A 16,082-nucleotide genomic window follows, 5' to 3' on the forward strand; every position below is an offset into this window, starting at 1 on the left:
CGCGCCGAACTGTCGGTCCCCACCCCGTAGGATCGACCCATGGCTTCGACGACCGCGCGCGGGCGAGCGAGGCGGCAAGGGCGCCGTGACAACGACGCCGAAGGCCGCATGTCGCTCGGGCAGCACCTCATCGAGCTGCGCAACCGCCTGTTCCGCGCAGTGATCGCCGTGGTCATCGCCGCGGTCGGCGGATGGTTCCTGACCCCGTTCGTGCTGGACTCGCTCCGGGCACCGGTGGCCGAGCTCGCCAAGGTCGGCGGACACACGGCCGAGCTGAACTTCCCGATGATCACGGGCGCGTTCGACCTCAAGCTGCAGATCGCGATCACGATCGGCATCGTCATCGCCAGCCCGGTCTGGCTCTACCAGATCTGGGCGTTCATCGTGCCCGCCCTGGTCCGGCGCGAGAAGCAGTACGTGTGGGGCTTCCTCGGCACCGCGATCCCGCTGTTCTTCGCCGGGTGCTACTTCGGGTGGTACATCCTGCCCCACGTGGTCGGCATCCTCGGCAGCTTCGTGTCGAGCCAGGACACCTCGATCGTCGACGCGAAGGCGTACTACGACTTCGTCATCAAGCTCATCGTCGCGGTCGGGATCGCGTTCGTGCTGCCGGTCTTCATCGTGCTGCTGAACTTCGTCGGCGTCCTGTCGGCGGCGGCGATCATCAAGTCCTGGCGCATCGCGATCCTGTGCATCCTGGTCTTCTGCGCGATCGTCACGCCGAGCGCCGACGTCATCTCGATGTTCCTGCTGGCCGTCCCGATGGTGGTGCTCTACATCGCCGCGTGCGTCGTGGCCTGGTTCCACGACCGCAGGGTGGCGAAGAAGCAGGCCAAGCTCGACGAAGAGTACGGCCTGTGACGGGCGCGGACCTCAGCGCGGCCGAGCGCTTCGCCGCCGCCAAGGTCCGGAACCGCTCCCGCAACCTGGAGTTGTTCCGCGCCGACCTGCGCTTCGACCTCGACCCGTTCCAGTTCGCCGCGTGCGACGCGCTCGACCAGGGCCGCAGCGTCCTCGTGGCCGCGCCGACCGGTGCCGGCAAGACGATCGTGGCCGAGTTCGCGATCTGGCTGGCGATGCGGCAGCCGACGGCGAAGGTGTTCTACACGACGCCGATGAAGGCCCTGAGCAACCAGAAGTACGCCGAGCTGGTCGAGGTCTACGGCGAGTCCGAGGTGGGCCTGCTCACCGGTGACACGAACGTGAACCCGCGGGCGCGGGTCGTCGTGATGACGACCGAGGTCCTGCGGAACATGATCTACGCCGACTCCGACCTGCTCGACGACCTGGCCTGGGTCGTCCTCGACGAGGTCCACTACCTGGCCGACCGGTTCCGCGGTGCGGTGTGGGAAGAAGTGATCCTGCACCTGCCGACCGAGGTCCGGCTGGTCTCGCTCAGCGCCACGGTCTCCAACGCCGAGGAGTTCGGCGACTGGCTGCAGACGGTCCGCGGCGACACCGACGTCATCGTGTCGGAAGACCGCCCGGTCCCGCTCGAGCAGCACGTCCTGGTCGGCTCGAAGATGGTCGACCTCTTCGACTCCAGCGGTGCGGCGGCGACGAACCGCGTCAACCCGGAACTGCTCCGCATGGTCGGCGGTGCATCGCGCAGCGAACGGCACGGCGGCGGCCACCGTGGCGGACGAGGGCGTGGGGGATACCACGACCGCCGTGGGCCGCGTACCGAGAAACTGCACCGCGAACGCATCGCGCACATGCTCGACGAGCGGATGCTGCTGCCCGCGATCTTCTTCGTGTTCAGCCGCGCCGGGTGCGACCAGGGCGTCCGGAACGTCCTGCGCTCCGGCCTGTCGCTCACCACGGTCCCGGAGCGCAACGAGATCCGCGAGACCGCGGAGTACCACTGCCGCACCCTGCCGGACGAGGACCTCGCCGTCCTGGGCTACTGGGAGTTCCTCGAGGGCTTGGAGCGCGGTGTCGCCGCGCACCACGCCGGCATGCTCCCCGCGTTCAAGGAGGTGGTCGAGAACCTCTTCCAGCGCAAGCTGCTCAAGGTGGTGTTCGCCACCGAGACCCTCGCGCTCGGTGTGAACATGCCCGCACGCACGGTGGTGCTCGAGAAGCTCGAGAAGTTCAACGGCGAGGCCCGTGTCCCGATCACCCCGGGGGAGTACACCCAGCTCACCGGGCGTGCCGGGCGCCGTGGCATCGACGTCGAGGGGCACTCGGTCATCCAGTGGACCGACGGCCTCGACCCCCAGGCCGTCGCCTCGCTCGCCAGCCGGCGCACCTACCCGCTGAACTCGTCGTTCAAGCCGACCTACAACATGGCCGTCAACCTGATCGACCAGTTCGGGCGGCAGCGCACGCGCGAGGTCCTCGAGACCTCGTTCGCGCAGTTCCAGGCCGACCGGTCCGTGGTCGACCTGGCCCGTAAGGTCCGCTCGCAGCAGGAGTCCCTCGAGGGCTACCGCGAGGCCATGCAGTGCCACCTCGGTGACTTCACCGAGTACTCGACGCTCCGCCGCGAGCTCTCCGACCTCGAGCGCACGAACGTGCCCGGTGGGCGCGAGGCCTCGCACGGCGCACGGCAGGAACGGCAGGCCGCGATCACGGCGGTCCGTCGCCAGATGCAGCGGCACCCCTGCCACGCCTGCCCCGACCGCGAGGCGCACGCCCGTTGGGCGGAGCGCTGGTGGAAGCTCAAGCGCGTCAACGACAAGCTGCTCCAGCAGATCCGGTCCCGCACCGGTGCCGTGGCCACCACCTTCGACCGGGTCACCGACGTGCTCCTGCAGCTCGGCTACCTCGTCGACGCCGGCAACGGCGAGGCCACCGTGGCCGCTGGCGGCCGCCGACTGCAGCGCATCTACGGTGACCGCGACCTGCTCGTCGCCGAGTGCCTCGAGGCGGGTGTCTGGAAGGACCTCACGCCGGCGCAGCTCGCAGCGATGGCCGCCACGATCATCTACCAGCCCCGCCGCGACGACGCCCCCGGCACCGAGCACGCACTGCCGCGCGGCGCGTTCCGTCCGGCGCTCGACGAGACCCTGACGATCTGGTCGCGCCTCGACGACATCGAGCGCGACGCCCGTCTGGCCGGGTCGGTGCCGCCCACCCCGGCGATGGCGGTCGGCATGTTCCGCTGGGCCTCCGGCTCGGCCCTCGACGACGTCCTCCGCACCCTCGACCTGCCCGCCGGCGACTTCGTCCGCTGGTCGAAGCAGGTCATCGACCTGCTCGACCAGATCCGGAACGCCGGTGACGACGACCTCGCCCAGACCGCCCGACGTGCGACCGACGCGGTGCGCCGCGGCATCGTCGCCTACGCCGCGGTCTGACAGGAGGCACGGTGCGGGTTCCGGAGACCGGTGTGCGCGGGGTGCCCGCGCGCGTGGGCCGCGGTGCGGTCGCGGACGGCCCGTTCTCGGCGCTCCCGCTGGGCAGCGCGCTGCCCCTGGCCGTCATCGGCGGGCTGCTCTTCGCGCTCGCGTTCCCGTCGCCCGGTTGGTGGTTCCTGGCCTTCCCGGCGCTCGCGTGCATGCTGCTCGCCGCGATGGGACAGCGTGCCCGCAGGGCCGCGTGGCTCGGCTACGTGGCCGGTGCCGCGTTCTGGATCCCGGCCATCTCGTGGGCCGGCCGCTACCTGGGGCCCGTCCCGTGGTTCGCCTTGGCGTTGTTGGAGGCGGCGTTCTTCGCCCTTGGCAGCGTCGCGATCGCCCTCGCGTACCGCTGGGTCGCGCGCGTGGTGCCATCGACCGCCGGACGCGTGTGGGGCCTCCCGGCCATGGTCGCCGCACTGTGGACCGGACGCGAGTGGTTCTCGGGGAGCTGGCCGTACGGCGGCTTCGCCTGGGGGCGCGTCGGCCTGTCGCAGTCGCAGGGGCCGTTCACCCACCTCGCCGCGTACGTCGGCGTCCTCGGGGTGACGTTCGTGGTCGTCTACTGCGTCGCGGTGGTCGTGTCGCTCGCCCTCGTGTCCCCGCGGGCGCCGGGCGCGACCCTACGGCTGCCGGTCCGGGTCGGGACCGCCGGGTTGCTCGTCGCCGCCGTGCTGGCGGTGCCGGCCTGGCCGACCGCGACCTCCGGCACCATCCGGATCGAGTCGGTACAGGGCAACGGGCCGGCCGGGTACTTCGACCGTGCTGCGCCGGGCGAGGTCCTGGCGGCGCAGGTCGCGGCGACCGACGTCGAGGCGAAGGGCGTCGACCTCGTCGTCTGGCCCGAGGCCTCCGCCGAGTTCGACCCGCGCCAGCAGCCCGTGATCGCGTCGTCGCTCGACGCCGTCGTCGACTCGGTCGGTGCGCCGCTGGTCGCCGGAGCCATCACACAGACGCCGTCCGGGGTGCTGCACAACACGTCGTTCGTGTGGACCGCCGACGGCTGGCAGTCGTCCTACGACAAGAAGCGCCCGGTGCCCTTCGGCGAGTACGTGCCGGACCGGTGGTTCTTCTCGAAGCTCGCGCCGTCCCTGATCGGCCTGCTGCAGCGTGACTACACGCCGGGCACGAAGCCGAACGTCCTGCCGGTGGCGGGGATCAAGGCGGGGATCGCGATCTGCTTCGACATCGTCGACGACGGGCTGACCCGCGACATGGTGCGCGGGGGAGCGCAGGTGATCCTCGCGCAGACGAACAACGCGGACTTCTCCGGCACCGACGAGAACCTCCAGCAACTCGAGATCGCACGGATGCGGGCGATCGAGACCGGTCGGTCCCTCGTCAACATCTCGACCGTCGGCGCCTCGCAGGTCATCGACCCGTCCGGACGCACCATCGACCGGGTCCCCGAGTACACCGCGACCTCGATGGTGACCGACGTGCCACTCGGCACCTCGACGACCCCGGCGTCGCTCGCTTCGGGGTCGATCGCGTTGTTCCTGTCGCTCGGCGGGCTCCTCGTGCTGCTCGCCTGTGCACCGTGGGGACGCCGCAAGCGCGCCTGATCCGCCGCCGCGTCCCTGTACGTCCGAGGCCGTGAGCCCGTGCATCGGGGCCACGCACTGGGAACGGACTGTGAATGCACCCAGTCGGGAACGATGGGGCGTGGGACAGTGTTGTGGAGGGCAGACGAGCGAGAGGAGCACACACATGGCTGATCGGAGTCTCCGCGGCATGCGGCTCGGGAGTCAGAGTCTCCAGAGCGAAGAGGGCGTCGAGCTCTCGGACCGCAAGCGCGCGGTCTACCAGACGGATTCGGGGGAGACCTTCGACATCGTCTTCTCCGCTGACGCAGACGTGCCCCAGACCTGGTCGGAGCCACGCTCCGGCCGCGAAGGACGCCTGCTCGGTGACGACGGCATCCCCGTCGAGGTCGCAGCAGAGGACGTCAAGGCGCCCCGCACCCACTGGGACATGCTGCTCGAGCGTCGCTCGCGCGAGGAACTCGAGGAGCTCCTCGAAGAGCGCCTGCAGGTCCTCCGTGCACGACGCGGTGCCTGACACCACCACCTGACGAACGACGATGCCCGCCCCGGTTCCCCGGGGCGGGCATCGTCGTTCGTGGTGGTGGGGGTCAGCGTCGGCCGGAGCCGTCGCTGGTGCGGTGCCCCGACGCTTCGTCGTTCGGGTGCTGCGCGGCGTCGGCCTGCGGAGCCGGTGCGTCGTCGACCTTCTCGGCGGTCGCGTCGTCGGCGGCTGCGAGGTGCGCGTCGACGCTCCGGTTCGACTCGGCCAGTCGTGCGTCGAGGTCGGACTCGGGGACGATGTCCGCGGCCGTGGCATCCGCACGCGGCATGGCCGTGCCGGCGGACCCGGCAGCGGCGGTGTTCGCCAGGCTCTCGTTCGCGAGCTTGGAGATGCGGGAGAGGAAGTCCCCGCCCGAGCCGGCGCCGGCGACCGGGCCGCTGCCGCTCCGTCCGCCGGAGAAGCCCTTCGCGATGCCGGACAGCGCCTCGGTGAACTCGCTCGGGATCATCCAGAGCTTGTTCGCGGTGCCCTCGGCGATCTTCGGGAGCATCTGCAGGTACTGGTACGAGAGCAGCTTGTCGTCGGGGTCACCGGTGTGGATGGCCTCGAAGACGGTGGCGATGGCCGAGGCTTCACCCTCGGCGCGGAGCACCTGGGCCTTGGCGTCACCCTCGGCCGCGAGGATGGCGGCCTGCCGCTGCCCCTCGGCCTCGAGGATCTGGGACTGCTTGGTGCCCTCGGCCTGCAGGATCGCGGCACGACGGCTCCGCTCGGCACGCAGCTGCTGCTCCATGGCGTCCTGGATGGACACGGGCGGCTCGATCGCCTTGAGCTCGACACGGCCGACGCGGATGCCCCACTTGCCGGTCGCTTCGTCGAGCACGACGCGGAGCTGACCGTTGATGTTGTCGCGGCTGGTCAGGGCCTCTTCGAGGTTGAGGCCACCGACGACGTTGCGGAGCGTGGTGGTGGTGAGCTGCTCGACGGCGCCGAGGTAGTTCGCGATCTCGTACGTCGCCGCACGGGCGTCGGTGACCTGGAAGTACACGACGGTGTCGATGGAGACCACGAGGTTGTCCTCGGTGATCACCGGCTGCGGCGGGAACGACACGACCTGCTCACGCATGTCGAGCAGGGGCCGCAGGCGGTCGATGAACGGCACCAGCAGGTTCAGGCCAGGCGAGAGCGTCTTGTGGTACTTGCCGAGGCGTTCCACGATGCCCGCGGTGGCCTGCGGGACGATGCGGATCGCCTTGGCCAGGACGACGATCACGAAGATGACGACGACGAGGATCAGGACGAGCAGTGCGATCGTCCCGGGTGTGATGGTCACGAGGTGGCCCTTTCTGCGAGGCGCACGACCGCGGTCGACCCCTCGATCGACTCGACGACCACGGGGGTGCCGAGTGGCGGTGTGCGGTCGATGGCGCCCACGGCGAACCGTGCGCTCCAGGTCTCGCCGTTGGCCAGGCGGACCTGACCGGGAGCAGATGATGTGAACGCGACTGCGACGGTGCCGGGGAGCCCGATGAGCCCCTCGATGTTCGTGCGGTGCGGGTCGGCGCCTCGGCCGAGCATGAGCAGCAGACGCGGTCGCACGAGCGACAGCAGCACGAGCGCGAGCACGGCGGAGATGATGGCCGACAGCCACCACGGGGCGCCGAGCAGGGCGGCGATCAACCCACCAGCGGCTCCGGCCGCGAGCATGATGAAGATGAAGTCGAGGGTGAAGATCTCGACCACTCCCAGCAGCAACACGAGTCCGATCCAGACGATGGTCTGGATCCAATCGATTCCGTTCACGCGATCTCCCTCCCTCGGTCGCGCGCCGTGGCTCGCAGCGTCGCGACGGCCGGTACAACTCCGTTCAACATATCAGGAGGGTCGGTCGGCCGTGCAGGCGATTGGTAGGCTCGATGCGGCCGACCGGCCGGAACACGACCTGGAGAACACGACTGTGAGCAACCCCCTCGCCCCCGGATCCCTCACCGACACGCGCGCCGTCGTCACCGGCTCGTCGCGCGGCATCGGCGCCGACACCGTCGGGTACCTGGCCGAGGCCGGCGCCAAGGTCGTCGTGAACTACCGCAACAAGGCCAAGCGCGCCGAGCAGATCGCCGAGAAGGTCGTCGCAGCCGGTGGCTCCGCCCTGGCGATCGGCGCCGACCTGACCGACCACGAGTCGGTGCAGGCGCTCGTCGACACCGTCGTGCAGGAGTGGGGCGGCATCGACCTGCTCGTCCTGAACGCCTCGGGCGGCATGGAGTCCGGCCTCGGCGAGGACTACGCGCTCCGCCTGAACCGCGACGCGCAGGTCGACATGCTCCAGACGGCCGTGCCGCACATGCCCGCCGGGTCGCGCGTCGTCTTCGTCACGAGCCACCAGGCCCACTTCGTCGAGACCGCCGAGACGATGGACGAGTACGTCCCCGTCGCCAAGAGCAAGCGCGCCGGCGAACTCGCCCTGCGTGAGCTCATCCCGCAGCTCGAGGCCGCCGGCATCGAGTTCGTCGTCGTCTCCGGCGACATGATCGAGGGCACGATCACCGCGACCCTGCTGAACCGCCTGAACCCCGGCGCGATCGAGGGCCGCCGGCAAGAGGTCGGCAAGCTCTACAGCGTGTCGGAGTTCGCGGCTGAGATCGCCCTCGCTGCGATCGAGCCGATCCCCGCCGACCACACCAAGCTCGTCGGCGACGTCAGCGGCTTCGTCGGCTAGCGTCGGGCGGGTGACTGCCAAGCCCGGCCTGCGCCGAACCTCCCGCATCATCCTGCTCGACCCCGAGGGTCGCGTGTTCCTGATGGACACGAACTCGCCGTCGTCGGACGGTGCACACCGGTGGATCACGCCCGGTGGCGGGGTCGACCCCGGCGAGGACCACCGCGACGCGGCGATCCGCGAGCTGCGCGAGGAGACCGGCATCGTCATCGACGACCCGGGCGAGCCCGTCTGGTCCTGGGACTTCACCGTCGAGTGGGACCTCGCCGACCACGACCGCGGCCACAGCGAGTTCTACGTCGTGCGCACCCCGGGCTTCGAGTTGTCGGACGCCGAGTGGACGGACGACGAGCGGGTCGACATCCTCGCGTCGCGCTGGTGGACCGCCGACGAACTCGACGCCACCGACGAGCCGTTCGAACCGGCGGAGCTGCCGGAGCTGGTGCGTCGGTTCGCTGCCGCCTGACTCGGCCGTCGTCTGACCCGGCCGTCGTCTGCACGGTGCCGGGTCCGTCGACCGGTGCGGGGTTGGTGGCGTGGTGTGCGCTTGTGGCGCTGCACGGTGCGCGGAACCGCGCACGGAGTGAGAAAGAGCGCACGGTGCTGACGGGAGGCGCGGTGCGGGCGTGACGTGTGCCTCCCGTCCGGTGGTGGGTTCGTCCAACGCACGGTGCCGGGTCCGTCGGCCGGTGCGGGGTTGGTCGCGTGGTGCGCGCTTGTGGCGCTGCACGGTGCGCGGAAACGCGCACGGGGTGAGAAGGTGCGCACGGTGCTGACGGGAGGCACGGTGCGGGCCTGACCCGTGCCTCCCGTCCGGTGGTGGGTCGAGTCCAACGCACGGTGCCGGGTCGTCTTGTCGGTGTCGGTACCCGTCGGTACGCTGATCGACATGCATACCAGTTCCGGCGACGACGGCGTTCCGAGCCGGAGCGTGCACGCCGCTGACGGCCACGACCGGATCCGCGTGCGCGGTGCCCGCGCCAACAACCTGCAGGGGATCGACGTCGACCTGCCGAAGCGTCGACTCACGGTGTTCACCGGTGTGTCCGGGTCCGGCAAGAGCTCGCTGGTGTTCGGCACCGTCGCCGCCGAGTCGCAGCGGATGATCAACGAGACGTACAGCGCCTTCGTGCAGGGCTTCATGCCGTCGCTCGCACGACCCGATGTCGACCTGCTCGACGGTCTGACCACCGCGATCGTCGTCGACCAGGAGCGCATCGGCGCCGACCCGCGGTCGACCGTCGGCACCGTCACCGATGCGAACGCGATGCTGCGCGTGCTCTTCAGCCGTCTGGGCGACCCGCACGTGGGTGGTCCGAACGCGTTCTCGTTCAACCTGGCGACGGTCACCGCCGGGGGAGCGATCACCGTGCAGAAGGGCAAGGACGCCAAGGCCGAGAAGGTCTCGTTCACCCGGCTCGGTGGCATGTGCGCCGACTGCGAGGGGCGCGGACTCGTCAACGACATCGACCTCACGCAGCTGTTCGACGACTCGAAGGCGCTCGGCGACGGGGCGATCACGATCCCCGGCTACGGCACCGACGGGTGGAACGTCCGGATGTACGCGGAGTCCGGGTACTTCGACAAGGACACCCCGATCCGCGACTTCACCGAGCAGGAACGCGCCGACTTCCTGTACCGCGAGCCCACGAAGCAGAAGATCGCCGGCATCAACATGACGTACGAGGGGCTCGTCCCCCGAGTGCGCCGCTCGATGCTGCAGAAGGACCGCGAGGCGATGCAGCCGCACATCCGCGCCTTCGTCGACCGTGCGGTGACCTTCACGACGTGCCCGGCGTGCGGTGGTACCCGGCTGAACGACATCGCCCGCTCGTCGAAGATCGGCGGGAAGAGCATCGCCGACGTCTGCTCGATGCAGATCACCGACGTCGTGCCGTGGCTGCGGGCCATCGACGACCCCGGCGTCGCGCCGCTGCTCGACGGCCTCCGCGACCTGCTCGAGTCGTTCGTCGAGATCGGTCTCGGCTACCTCTCGCTCGACCGCCCGACCGGCACGCTGTCCGGGGGAGAGGGGCAGCGGGTCAAGATGGTGAAGCACCTCGGGTCGTCCCTCAGCGACGTCACGTACGTCTTCGACGAGCCGAGCACCGGGTTGCACCCGCACGACATCGAGCGGATGAACGGCCTGCTGCTGCGGCTGCGCGACAAGGGCAACACCGTCCTCGTGGTCGAGCACAAGCCCGAGGTGATCGCGATCGCCGACCACGTCGTCGACCTCGGCCCGGGCGCCGGCTCCGGCGGCGGGACGCTCTGCTACCAGGGTCCGGTGCAGGGGCTGCGGGGGAGCGGGACCATCACCGGTCAGCACCTCGACGACCGCGTCTCGGTGAAGACCGCCGTCCGCCGGTGCGACGGGGCGATCGCGATCCGCGGTGCGTCGGCACACAACCTGCACGACGTCGACGTGGACGTCCCCACCGGGGTGCTCACCGTCGTGACGGGCGTCGCCGGTTCCGGCAAGAGCACGCTGATCCACGGTTCGCTCGCCCATCGCGAGGGTGTCGTGGCCATCGACCAGAGCGGGATCCGCGGCTCCCGACGCAGCAACCCGGCGACCTACACCGGGCTGCTCGAACCCATCCGCAAGGCGTTCGCGAAGGCCAACGGCGTGAAGCCCGCGCTGTTCAGCGCGAACTCCGAGGGCGCGTGCCCCGCGTGCAACGGCGCCGGTGTCGTCTACACCGACCTCGGGATGATGGCGGGCATCGCCACCCCGTGCGTGGAGTGCGACGGCAAACGGTTCGACCAGTCGGTGCTCGGGTACCAGCTCGGCGGCAAGGACATCAGCCAGGTCCTGGGCATGTCCGTCGCCGAGGCCGTGGCGTTCTTCGCCGACGGTCCTGCCGCGCTGCCTGCTGCGCACACGATCCTGGCGCGCCTGGCCGACGTCGGACTCGGTTACCTGACCATCGGGCAGCCGCTCACGACGCTGTCGGGCGGAGAACGGCAGCGCCTCAAGCTCGCGACGCACCTCGGCGAGCCGGGCGGCATCGTCGTGCTCGACGAACCGACCACCGGACTGCACCTGGCGGACGTCGCCCAGCTGCTCGGGCTGCTCGACCGCTTGGTGGACTCGGGCAAGACCGTCGTGGTGATCGAGCACCACCAGGCCGTCATGGCGCACGCTGACTGGATCATCGACCTCGGGCCCGGCGCGGGGCACGACGGCGGCCGGATCGTGTTCGAGGGCACGCCCGCCGACCTCGTCGCCGCTCGCTCGACACTGACCGGCCAGCACCTGGCGACGTACGTCGGCGTCTGAAGCAGGGGACAGGTTCGTGCACGGAACCTGAACGTTGCCGGTGCGATTCGGATAGCGTTTGATCGACGCTCACGATCGGCTACCCGGCCTGGATCGGCGTCCTGATCGAAGGAGCTCCCATGTCCAACCCCGGCAACGCGCCCGCTCAGTCCAACACCTTCGGTGTCGTCTCCCTGGTGCTCGGCATCGTCGGCGTCGTCGGCGGCATCTTCATCGCCCTGATCGGCATCATCGCCGGCATCATCGGGCTCGTGCTCGGCATCCTGGCGCGCAAGCGTGGGGGCAGCCGCGGCACCGTCCTCGCCGGCATCATCCTGTCGGCCGTCGCGATCGTCATCGGCATCGTCGGCTACATCCTGACGGCGGTCATCCTCACCCAGTCGTGATGGAGCGCGTTCGCGGGCGCACTCGGTGCGTCCGCGGGCGTGCATCGCGAGCAGAAGAGGTCGAGTCCGCCATCCGGACTCGACCTCTTCTGCTCACCCGATGGCTTCGCGCCCGGTCCGGTCACCGGCGGTTCGCCCTTCGGCGAGGAACCCGGTGAAGGCGGCGCGCACACGGTCGAGGTCCGGCTCGAGCCCGGTGATGTGTCGGAGGCTCGCGACCGCTTGCCCGACGGCCATCCAGCCACCGTCGACCACCCGGTATCCGGCCGCACGTGCCGCCCGGACGAGCGGCGTCTCGAGCGGGAAGTAGACGGCGTCGGAGACCCAGGCGCCTCGGGGGAGCAGCGCGGGGTCGAAGGCCTGCCGCGGGTCGTCGTTCATGCCGAGCGGTGTAGCGTTGACGGCTCCGTCCGCCGTCGCGAGCACCTCGTCGGCATCGGTCATCGCCAGGACGCGGGCGTCGACGGAGGAGTCGGGCGGTGGCTCGAGCGTCGCGACGAGGGCCTCCGCGCGGCCGACGTCCGCATCGACGACGTCGAGCCGCCGGACACCGAGTCCGACGAGCGCGTGGGCGATCGCCGAGCCGGCACCACCGGCACCGAACTGCACGACGTGCTGCCCGGCGACCGATCCGAGACCGCGCTCCACGGCGATCCGGAAGCCGGTCTCGTCGGTGTTGTACCCGATGCGGCGGCCGTCGCGGAACAGCACGAGGTTGACCGCACCGATCCGGACAGCCCGCGGGTCGAGCGCGTCGAGCAACGGGACGACGGCCTGCTTGCAGGGGTGCGTGACGTTGACCGCGCGGTACCCCTCGGCCTCGGCGGTGGCGAGCAGTTCCGGCAGATCGGCAGCAGTTCGGCCCAGCACGTCGAGGTCGAGCAGGCGGTACTCGTAGTCGAGTCCGAGCACCCGGCCCTCTGCTTCGTGCATCAGGGGAGTCAGCGACCGCTGCAGTCCGGCGCCGATCAGCCCGACGAGCGTGTGCGGCATCGTTCCTCCTGTGGCGTCGACCGGCCGTCCGACACTAACGCGCCGTGCAGGAGACCCGATACGTCATCAGCGCGTTCGGCGTACCGTCCGGCGCATGAGCTACAGCCAGCCAGACCCAGCCGAAGAGACCACCCAGAGCGAGACGCCGGAGCAGCCGGACACCGACCAGGAGAACCTGGAAGAACAGGGCGGTGAACCGGCGGCGCTCGAGATCGACGCCGACGACGTCCCGACGAAGCCCGTCGACTGACACTGTCGCCCGACGATGTGCTTCGTGAGCAGAAAAGGTCGGGTCCGCGCGTGGGACTCGACCATTTCTGCTCACGAAGCCCTCTGGTGCCGCTCATAGGCGTGCGCCGATAATGCATATTATGTCAACTCGGAATCGGACAGGGGCTCCCCGTGCGTGAACTCGTCCTGAAGATGTCGATGTCGTTGGACGGCTTCGTGGCCGCTCCCCGAGCTGAGTCGGACTGGATGTTCCGCGGCGGAAGTCCGGACTCGATGGCCTGGGTGCTCGACGTCGTCGCTGGTGCGGGCGTGCACGCCTTCGGCCGCAAGACCTTCGAGTCCATCTCAGGTTTCTGGCCGACGGCGCCCGGGCCGATCGCCGAACCGATGAACCGGATCCCCAAGGTCGTCTTCACCACGCAGCGCGACTTCGATCCGCGAACAGCGGCAGTCCCCGACCCCGACTCCCCCGCGGCGGCGACCTGGACGGGTGCACGAGTCGCAGCCGGACCGCTCGAAGCCGAGGTGACAGCGCTCAAGCAGGAGTCGGGCGGGTACGTCCTCGCTCAGGGCGGGACGGAGTTCGGTCGCAGCCTGGTCCGGGCTGGTCTGGTGGACGAGTACCGGCTGGCCGTCCTGCCCGTCGCGCTCGGGTCAGGCGATGGCGTGTTCGCCGACCTGACCGACGAGCTCGATCTCGAACTGATCAGTTCTCAGGCCTTCGCAGGCGGCGCGCTCGGACTGGTGTACCGACCGAAGCGCTGAGCAGGTCAGAAGACGGCGACGGTCATCCCGGTCGACGTGGCGGGACGGTCCATGGCGACGATCGCCCCGGGCAGGTCGTCGAAACCGATCGTCCGACCGATCGAGTCGTCCGGACGCAGTCGCCCGGTGACGACGTCGGCGAGCATCGCCGCGTACTCCCCCACGGAGATCCCGTGGCTGCCGAGCAGTTCGAGCTCATCAGCGATGACGCGGCCCATCGGGATCACCGGCTCGGCCTCGTCGTCGAGCAGCAGGCCGACCTGCACGTGACGTCCCCGAGGGCGCAGGGAGGCGACCGCTGCGACGGAGGTCGCTCGGCTGCCGAAGGCGTCGATCGAGATGTGCGCGCCGCCGTCGGTGCGAGCGCGGACTGCGGCGACGGCGCCGTCGTCCATCGGCACGGTGACGGCACCGAGTGCCGCCGCACGTTCGAGCGCCGCCGGCGAGACGTCCACCGCGACCACCTGGGCGCCCGCCGCGACCGCGACGATGATCGTCGACAGGCCGACGCCGCCGCAGCCGAACACGACCACCCACTCCCCTGCTGCGACCCGACCTCGGGCGTGCAGGGCGTGGTACGCCGTCCCGAACCGGCACCCGAGTGCTGCGGCCTCGGCGAAGTCCACGGCGTCCGGGAGCGCGACCACGTTGACGTCGGCGTGCGGGATGACGACCGATTCGGCGTGGGAACCGGGCAGCGTGAACCCGGGTTGCTGCTGGCGCGTGCACACCTGGGTGGCGCCGTCGACGCACTCCGGGCACGTCCCGCAGGCGAACACGAAGGGCGCGGTCACCCGGTCACCGACCGAGACCCGGGTCACCGCGTCCCCGACGGACGTGACGACACCGGCGAACTCGTGCCCGGGGACGTGCGGCAGCGAGACGGAGTCGTCGTGCCCCTTCCAGGCGTGCCAGTCACTGCGGCACACCCCGGTGGCCGCGACCCGGACGACGACACCGTGGTCCGGTGCCACCGGATCGGGCACGTCGACGATCGACGGGGCGGATCCGAACTGGTCGTACTGGACTGCGCGCATCCCGCCATCGTCCCAGACGGTGGTGCCGCGTTGTCCACAGGCGACGGATTGGCCGTTGCCCGCCGACGGCGACCGCCGGTTCACTGGTCCCATGGACGAACCGACCGCACTGCACTTCTCCGCCGACCCCGCCGACCTCGACGTCGACCGCGTGCACCGCTGGCTCAGCGAGCAGTCGTACTGGGCACGGGGTCGCAGTCGTGCCACCCAGGACGCGATCATCGCCGGGTCCCGCAACTTCGGCGTCTACGACACGGCGACGGGTGCGCAGCTCGGGTACGCCCGGGTGATCACCGACGGGGTGACGTTCGGCTGGCTGGCCGACGTGTTCGTCGATCCGGACGCTCGTGGCCGTGGTGTCGGCGTCGCCCTCGTGCAGGGCGTGACCGAGGCGATCGAGCCACTCGGGTTGAAGCGGTTCGCCCTGTTCACCGCGGATGCGCAGGCACTGTACGAGCGGTTCGGGTTCCGTCCGCTCCCCGACCCGGAAGGCTGGATGATGCGCCCCGGGCCGGGGTTCGGCGCCGACGTGCACGACTGAGCCGGACGCCGTGACCTCAGTACTCGATGCGGCCGTCCCGGTTGTGGAACTCGCCGGTGGGCCCGTCCGGCCCGACGGTGGCGAGCGCGAAGGTCGCGTCCGTGCCCTCGGTGATCGTCTGGTGGCCACCGAACCCGTTGAACTCGGTGGCGGTGTACCCGGGGTCGCTGACGTTGACGCGGAACCCCGGCAGGTTCTTCGCGTACTGCACGGTCAACGCGATCACCGCGGCCTTCGACGCGGCGTAGGGCACCGCCGGCACCGCGTACTCGTCGTGGCCCGGGGTCGTCAACCACCGCGCGAACCCGACGCCCGAGGCGACGTTCACGATCACCGGGTGGTCGGATGCCCGCAGGAGCGGGAGCGCTGCCTGTGTGACCCGGACGATGCCGGTGACGTTGGTGTCGAGCACGGCGGACATCGCGGCGGCGTCGAGGTCGTCGACGCCGAACGACGTCCCGAGGATGCCGGCGTTGTTCACGAGCACGTCGAGGACGGGGATGGTCGCGATCGCGGCGTCGATGCTGTCCTGGTCGGTCACGTCGAGCTGGACCACCTGGGCACCGAGGGCGCGTGCTTCGTCGCCGGTGGACGGATCGCGCATGCCGGCGTACACGGTGTGGCCCGCGTCGACCAGGCGGCGGACGGTCTCGAGCCCGAGGCTGCGGTTGGCTCCGGTGATGAGTGTCGTTGTCATGCCCCCACTCTCCGCCTGAGCGGCTGACTCCCCCAGGCACCGTGCGACGGTGGGACCAGCA

General features: G+C 70.2%; 16 protein-coding genes. 11 read left to right on the forward strand and 5 right to left on the reverse strand.

The genetic code is table 11. The annotated features are described in order from the left end of the window. Positions 1 to 108 precede the first annotated feature (108 nt). From tatC to M4960_RS01615, 4 genes are all read left to right on the forward strand, one after another. Entirely contained in the window at positions 109 to 861 is a 753-nt protein-coding gene (gene tatC, locus M4960_RS01600) for a twin-arginine translocase subunit TatC (protein WP_111084003.1), read from the forward strand. Further along, positions 858 to 3,302: an RNA helicase gene (locus M4960_RS01605; RefSeq protein ID WP_123294401.1), complete on the forward strand. Its 2,445-nt coding sequence runs from the start codon at positions 858 to 860 to the stop codon at positions 3,300 to 3,302. The genes tatC and M4960_RS01605 overlap by 4 nt, the downstream gene beginning before the upstream one ends. A gap of 11 nt (positions 3,303 to 3,313) precedes the next feature. Next, positions 3,314 to 4,906: an apolipoprotein N-acyltransferase gene (gene lnt / locus M4960_RS01610; RefSeq protein ID WP_248703301.1), complete on the forward strand. Its 1,593-nt coding sequence runs from the start codon at positions 3,314 to 3,316 to the stop codon at positions 4,904 to 4,906. A 145-nt stretch (positions 4,907 to 5,051) separates the two neighbouring features. Beyond that, positions 5,052 to 5,402, forward strand: coding sequence for an RNA polymerase-binding protein RbpA (locus tag M4960_RS01615; protein ID WP_111084006.1), 351 nt, complete (start codon positions 5,052 to 5,054; stop codon positions 5,400 to 5,402). 73 nt (positions 5,403 to 5,475) lie between these two features. Here the strand turns inward: M4960_RS01615 and M4960_RS01620 are convergent, their stop codons facing one another. Together M4960_RS01620 and M4960_RS01625 are read right to left on the reverse strand one after the other, a co-directional pair. Further along, positions 5,476 to 6,702, reverse strand: a complete 1,227-nt coding sequence (locus M4960_RS01620) for an SPFH domain-containing protein (protein ID WP_248703302.1) — start codon at positions 6,700 to 6,702, stop codon at positions 5,476 to 5,478. Beyond that, entirely contained in the window at positions 6,699 to 7,172 is a 474-nt protein-coding gene (locus tag M4960_RS01625; protein WP_235035827.1) for an NfeD family protein, read from the reverse strand. Before M4960_RS01625 ends, M4960_RS01620 begins: the two co-directional genes overlap by 4 nt. Before the next feature lie 154 nt (positions 7,173 to 7,326). Between M4960_RS01625 and M4960_RS01630 the strand changes: the two genes are divergently transcribed. The 4 genes from M4960_RS01630 (at position 7,327) to M4960_RS01645 (ending at position 11,757) form a co-directional block, all read left to right on the forward strand. Further along, positions 7,327 to 8,088, forward strand: a complete 762-nt coding sequence (locus M4960_RS01630) for an SDR family oxidoreductase (RefSeq protein ID WP_111084008.1) — start codon at positions 7,327 to 7,329, stop codon at positions 8,086 to 8,088. Positions 8,089 to 8,098: 10 nt separating this feature from the next. Continuing rightward, positions 8,099 to 8,554 (forward strand): NUDIX hydrolase, encoded by a 456-nt coding sequence (locus M4960_RS01635; RefSeq protein WP_123671761.1) that lies wholly within the window; start codon positions 8,099 to 8,101, stop codon positions 8,552 to 8,554. 423 nt (positions 8,555 to 8,977) lie between these two features. Beyond that, on the forward strand, positions 8,978 to 11,371 hold the full coding sequence (locus tag M4960_RS01640) for an excinuclease ABC subunit UvrA (protein WP_248703303.1): 2,394 nt from the start codon (positions 8,978 to 8,980) through the stop codon (positions 11,369 to 11,371). 119 nt (positions 11,372 to 11,490) lie between these two features. After that, the gene (locus M4960_RS01645) at positions 11,491 to 11,757 is read left to right on the forward strand and encodes a hypothetical protein (protein WP_123294405.1); all 267 of its coding nucleotides are present in this window, start codon (positions 11,491 to 11,493) and stop codon (positions 11,755 to 11,757) included. A 93-nt stretch (positions 11,758 to 11,850) separates the two neighbouring features. Here M4960_RS01645 and M4960_RS01650 read toward each other — a convergent pair whose 3' ends face one another. After that, positions 11,851 to 12,750, reverse strand: coding sequence for a shikimate dehydrogenase (locus tag M4960_RS01650; RefSeq protein ID WP_248703304.1), 900 nt, complete (start codon positions 12,748 to 12,750; stop codon positions 11,851 to 11,853). 94 nt (positions 12,751 to 12,844) lie between these two features. Between M4960_RS01650 and M4960_RS01655 the strand changes: the two genes are divergently transcribed. Further along, complete coding sequence (locus M4960_RS01655) at positions 12,845 to 13,000, forward strand: hypothetical protein (protein ID WP_159571359.1); 156 nt, start codon at positions 12,845 to 12,847, stop codon at positions 12,998 to 13,000. A 152-nt stretch (positions 13,001 to 13,152) separates the two neighbouring features. After that, positions 13,153 to 13,746 carry a dihydrofolate reductase family protein gene (locus M4960_RS01660; RefSeq protein ID WP_248703305.1) on the forward strand — a complete coding sequence of 198 codons (594 nt, stop codon included), beginning with the start codon at positions 13,153 to 13,155 and terminating at the stop codon, positions 13,744 to 13,746. A 5-nt stretch (positions 13,747 to 13,751) separates the two neighbouring features. Here M4960_RS01660 and M4960_RS01665 read toward each other — a convergent pair whose 3' ends face one another. Continuing rightward, positions 13,752 to 14,783, reverse strand: a complete 1,032-nt coding sequence (locus M4960_RS01665; protein WP_173168584.1) for an alcohol dehydrogenase catalytic domain-containing protein — start codon at positions 14,781 to 14,783, stop codon at positions 13,752 to 13,754. Between the two features lie 91 nt (positions 14,784 to 14,874). Between M4960_RS01665 and M4960_RS01670 the strand changes: the two genes are divergently transcribed. Next, a complete protein-coding gene (locus tag M4960_RS01670; protein WP_131880131.1) occupies positions 14,875 to 15,324 on the forward strand; it encodes a GNAT family N-acetyltransferase in 450 nt (149 codons plus the stop codon). A 16-nt stretch (positions 15,325 to 15,340) separates the two neighbouring features. Here M4960_RS01670 and M4960_RS01675 read toward each other — a convergent pair whose 3' ends face one another. Then, positions 15,341 to 16,021 (reverse strand): SDR family NAD(P)-dependent oxidoreductase, encoded by a 681-nt coding sequence (locus tag M4960_RS01675; protein ID WP_173168583.1) that lies wholly within the window; start codon positions 16,019 to 16,021, stop codon positions 15,341 to 15,343. Positions 16,022 to 16,082: the final 61 nt, after the last annotated feature.

It is taken from the genome of Curtobacterium sp. MWU13-2055 (assembly GCF_023242305.1).
In the GTDB taxonomy this organism is placed as follows: Bacteria; Actinomycetota; Actinomycetes; order Actinomycetales; family Microbacteriaceae; genus Curtobacterium.

Excerpts from the sequence above, each read along its gene's own strand:
- M4960_RS01650 (WP_248703304.1), bottom strand. The coding sequence starts at position 12,750 with ATGCCGCACACGCTCGTCGGGCTGATCGGCGCCGGACTGCAGCGGTCG.
- M4960_RS01655 (WP_159571359.1), top strand. The coding sequence starts at position 12,845 with ATGAGCTACAGCCAGCCAGACCCAGCCGAAGAGACCACCCAGAGCGAG.
- M4960_RS01615 (WP_111084006.1), top strand. The coding sequence starts at position 5,052 with ATGGCTGATCGGAGTCTCCGCGGCATGCGGCTCGGGAGTCAGAGTCTC.
- M4960_RS01670 (WP_131880131.1), top strand. The coding sequence starts at position 14,875 with ATGGACGAACCGACCGCACTGCACTTCTCCGCCGACCCCGCCGACCTC.
- M4960_RS01640 (WP_248703303.1), top strand. The coding sequence starts at position 8,978 with ATGCATACCAGTTCCGGCGACGACGGCGTTCCGAGCCGGAGCGTGCAC.
- M4960_RS01675 (WP_173168583.1), bottom strand. The coding sequence starts at position 16,021 with ATGACAACGACACTCATCACCGGAGCCAACCGCAGCCTCGGGCTCGAG.
- M4960_RS01665 (WP_173168584.1), bottom strand. The coding sequence starts at position 14,783 with ATGCGCGCAGTCCAGTACGACCAGTTCGGATCCGCCCCGTCGATCGTC.
- tatC (WP_111084003.1), top strand. The coding sequence starts at position 109 with ATGTCGCTCGGGCAGCACCTCATCGAGCTGCGCAACCGCCTGTTCCGC.
- M4960_RS01645 (WP_123294405.1), top strand. The coding sequence starts at position 11,491 with ATGTCCAACCCCGGCAACGCGCCCGCTCAGTCCAACACCTTCGGTGTC.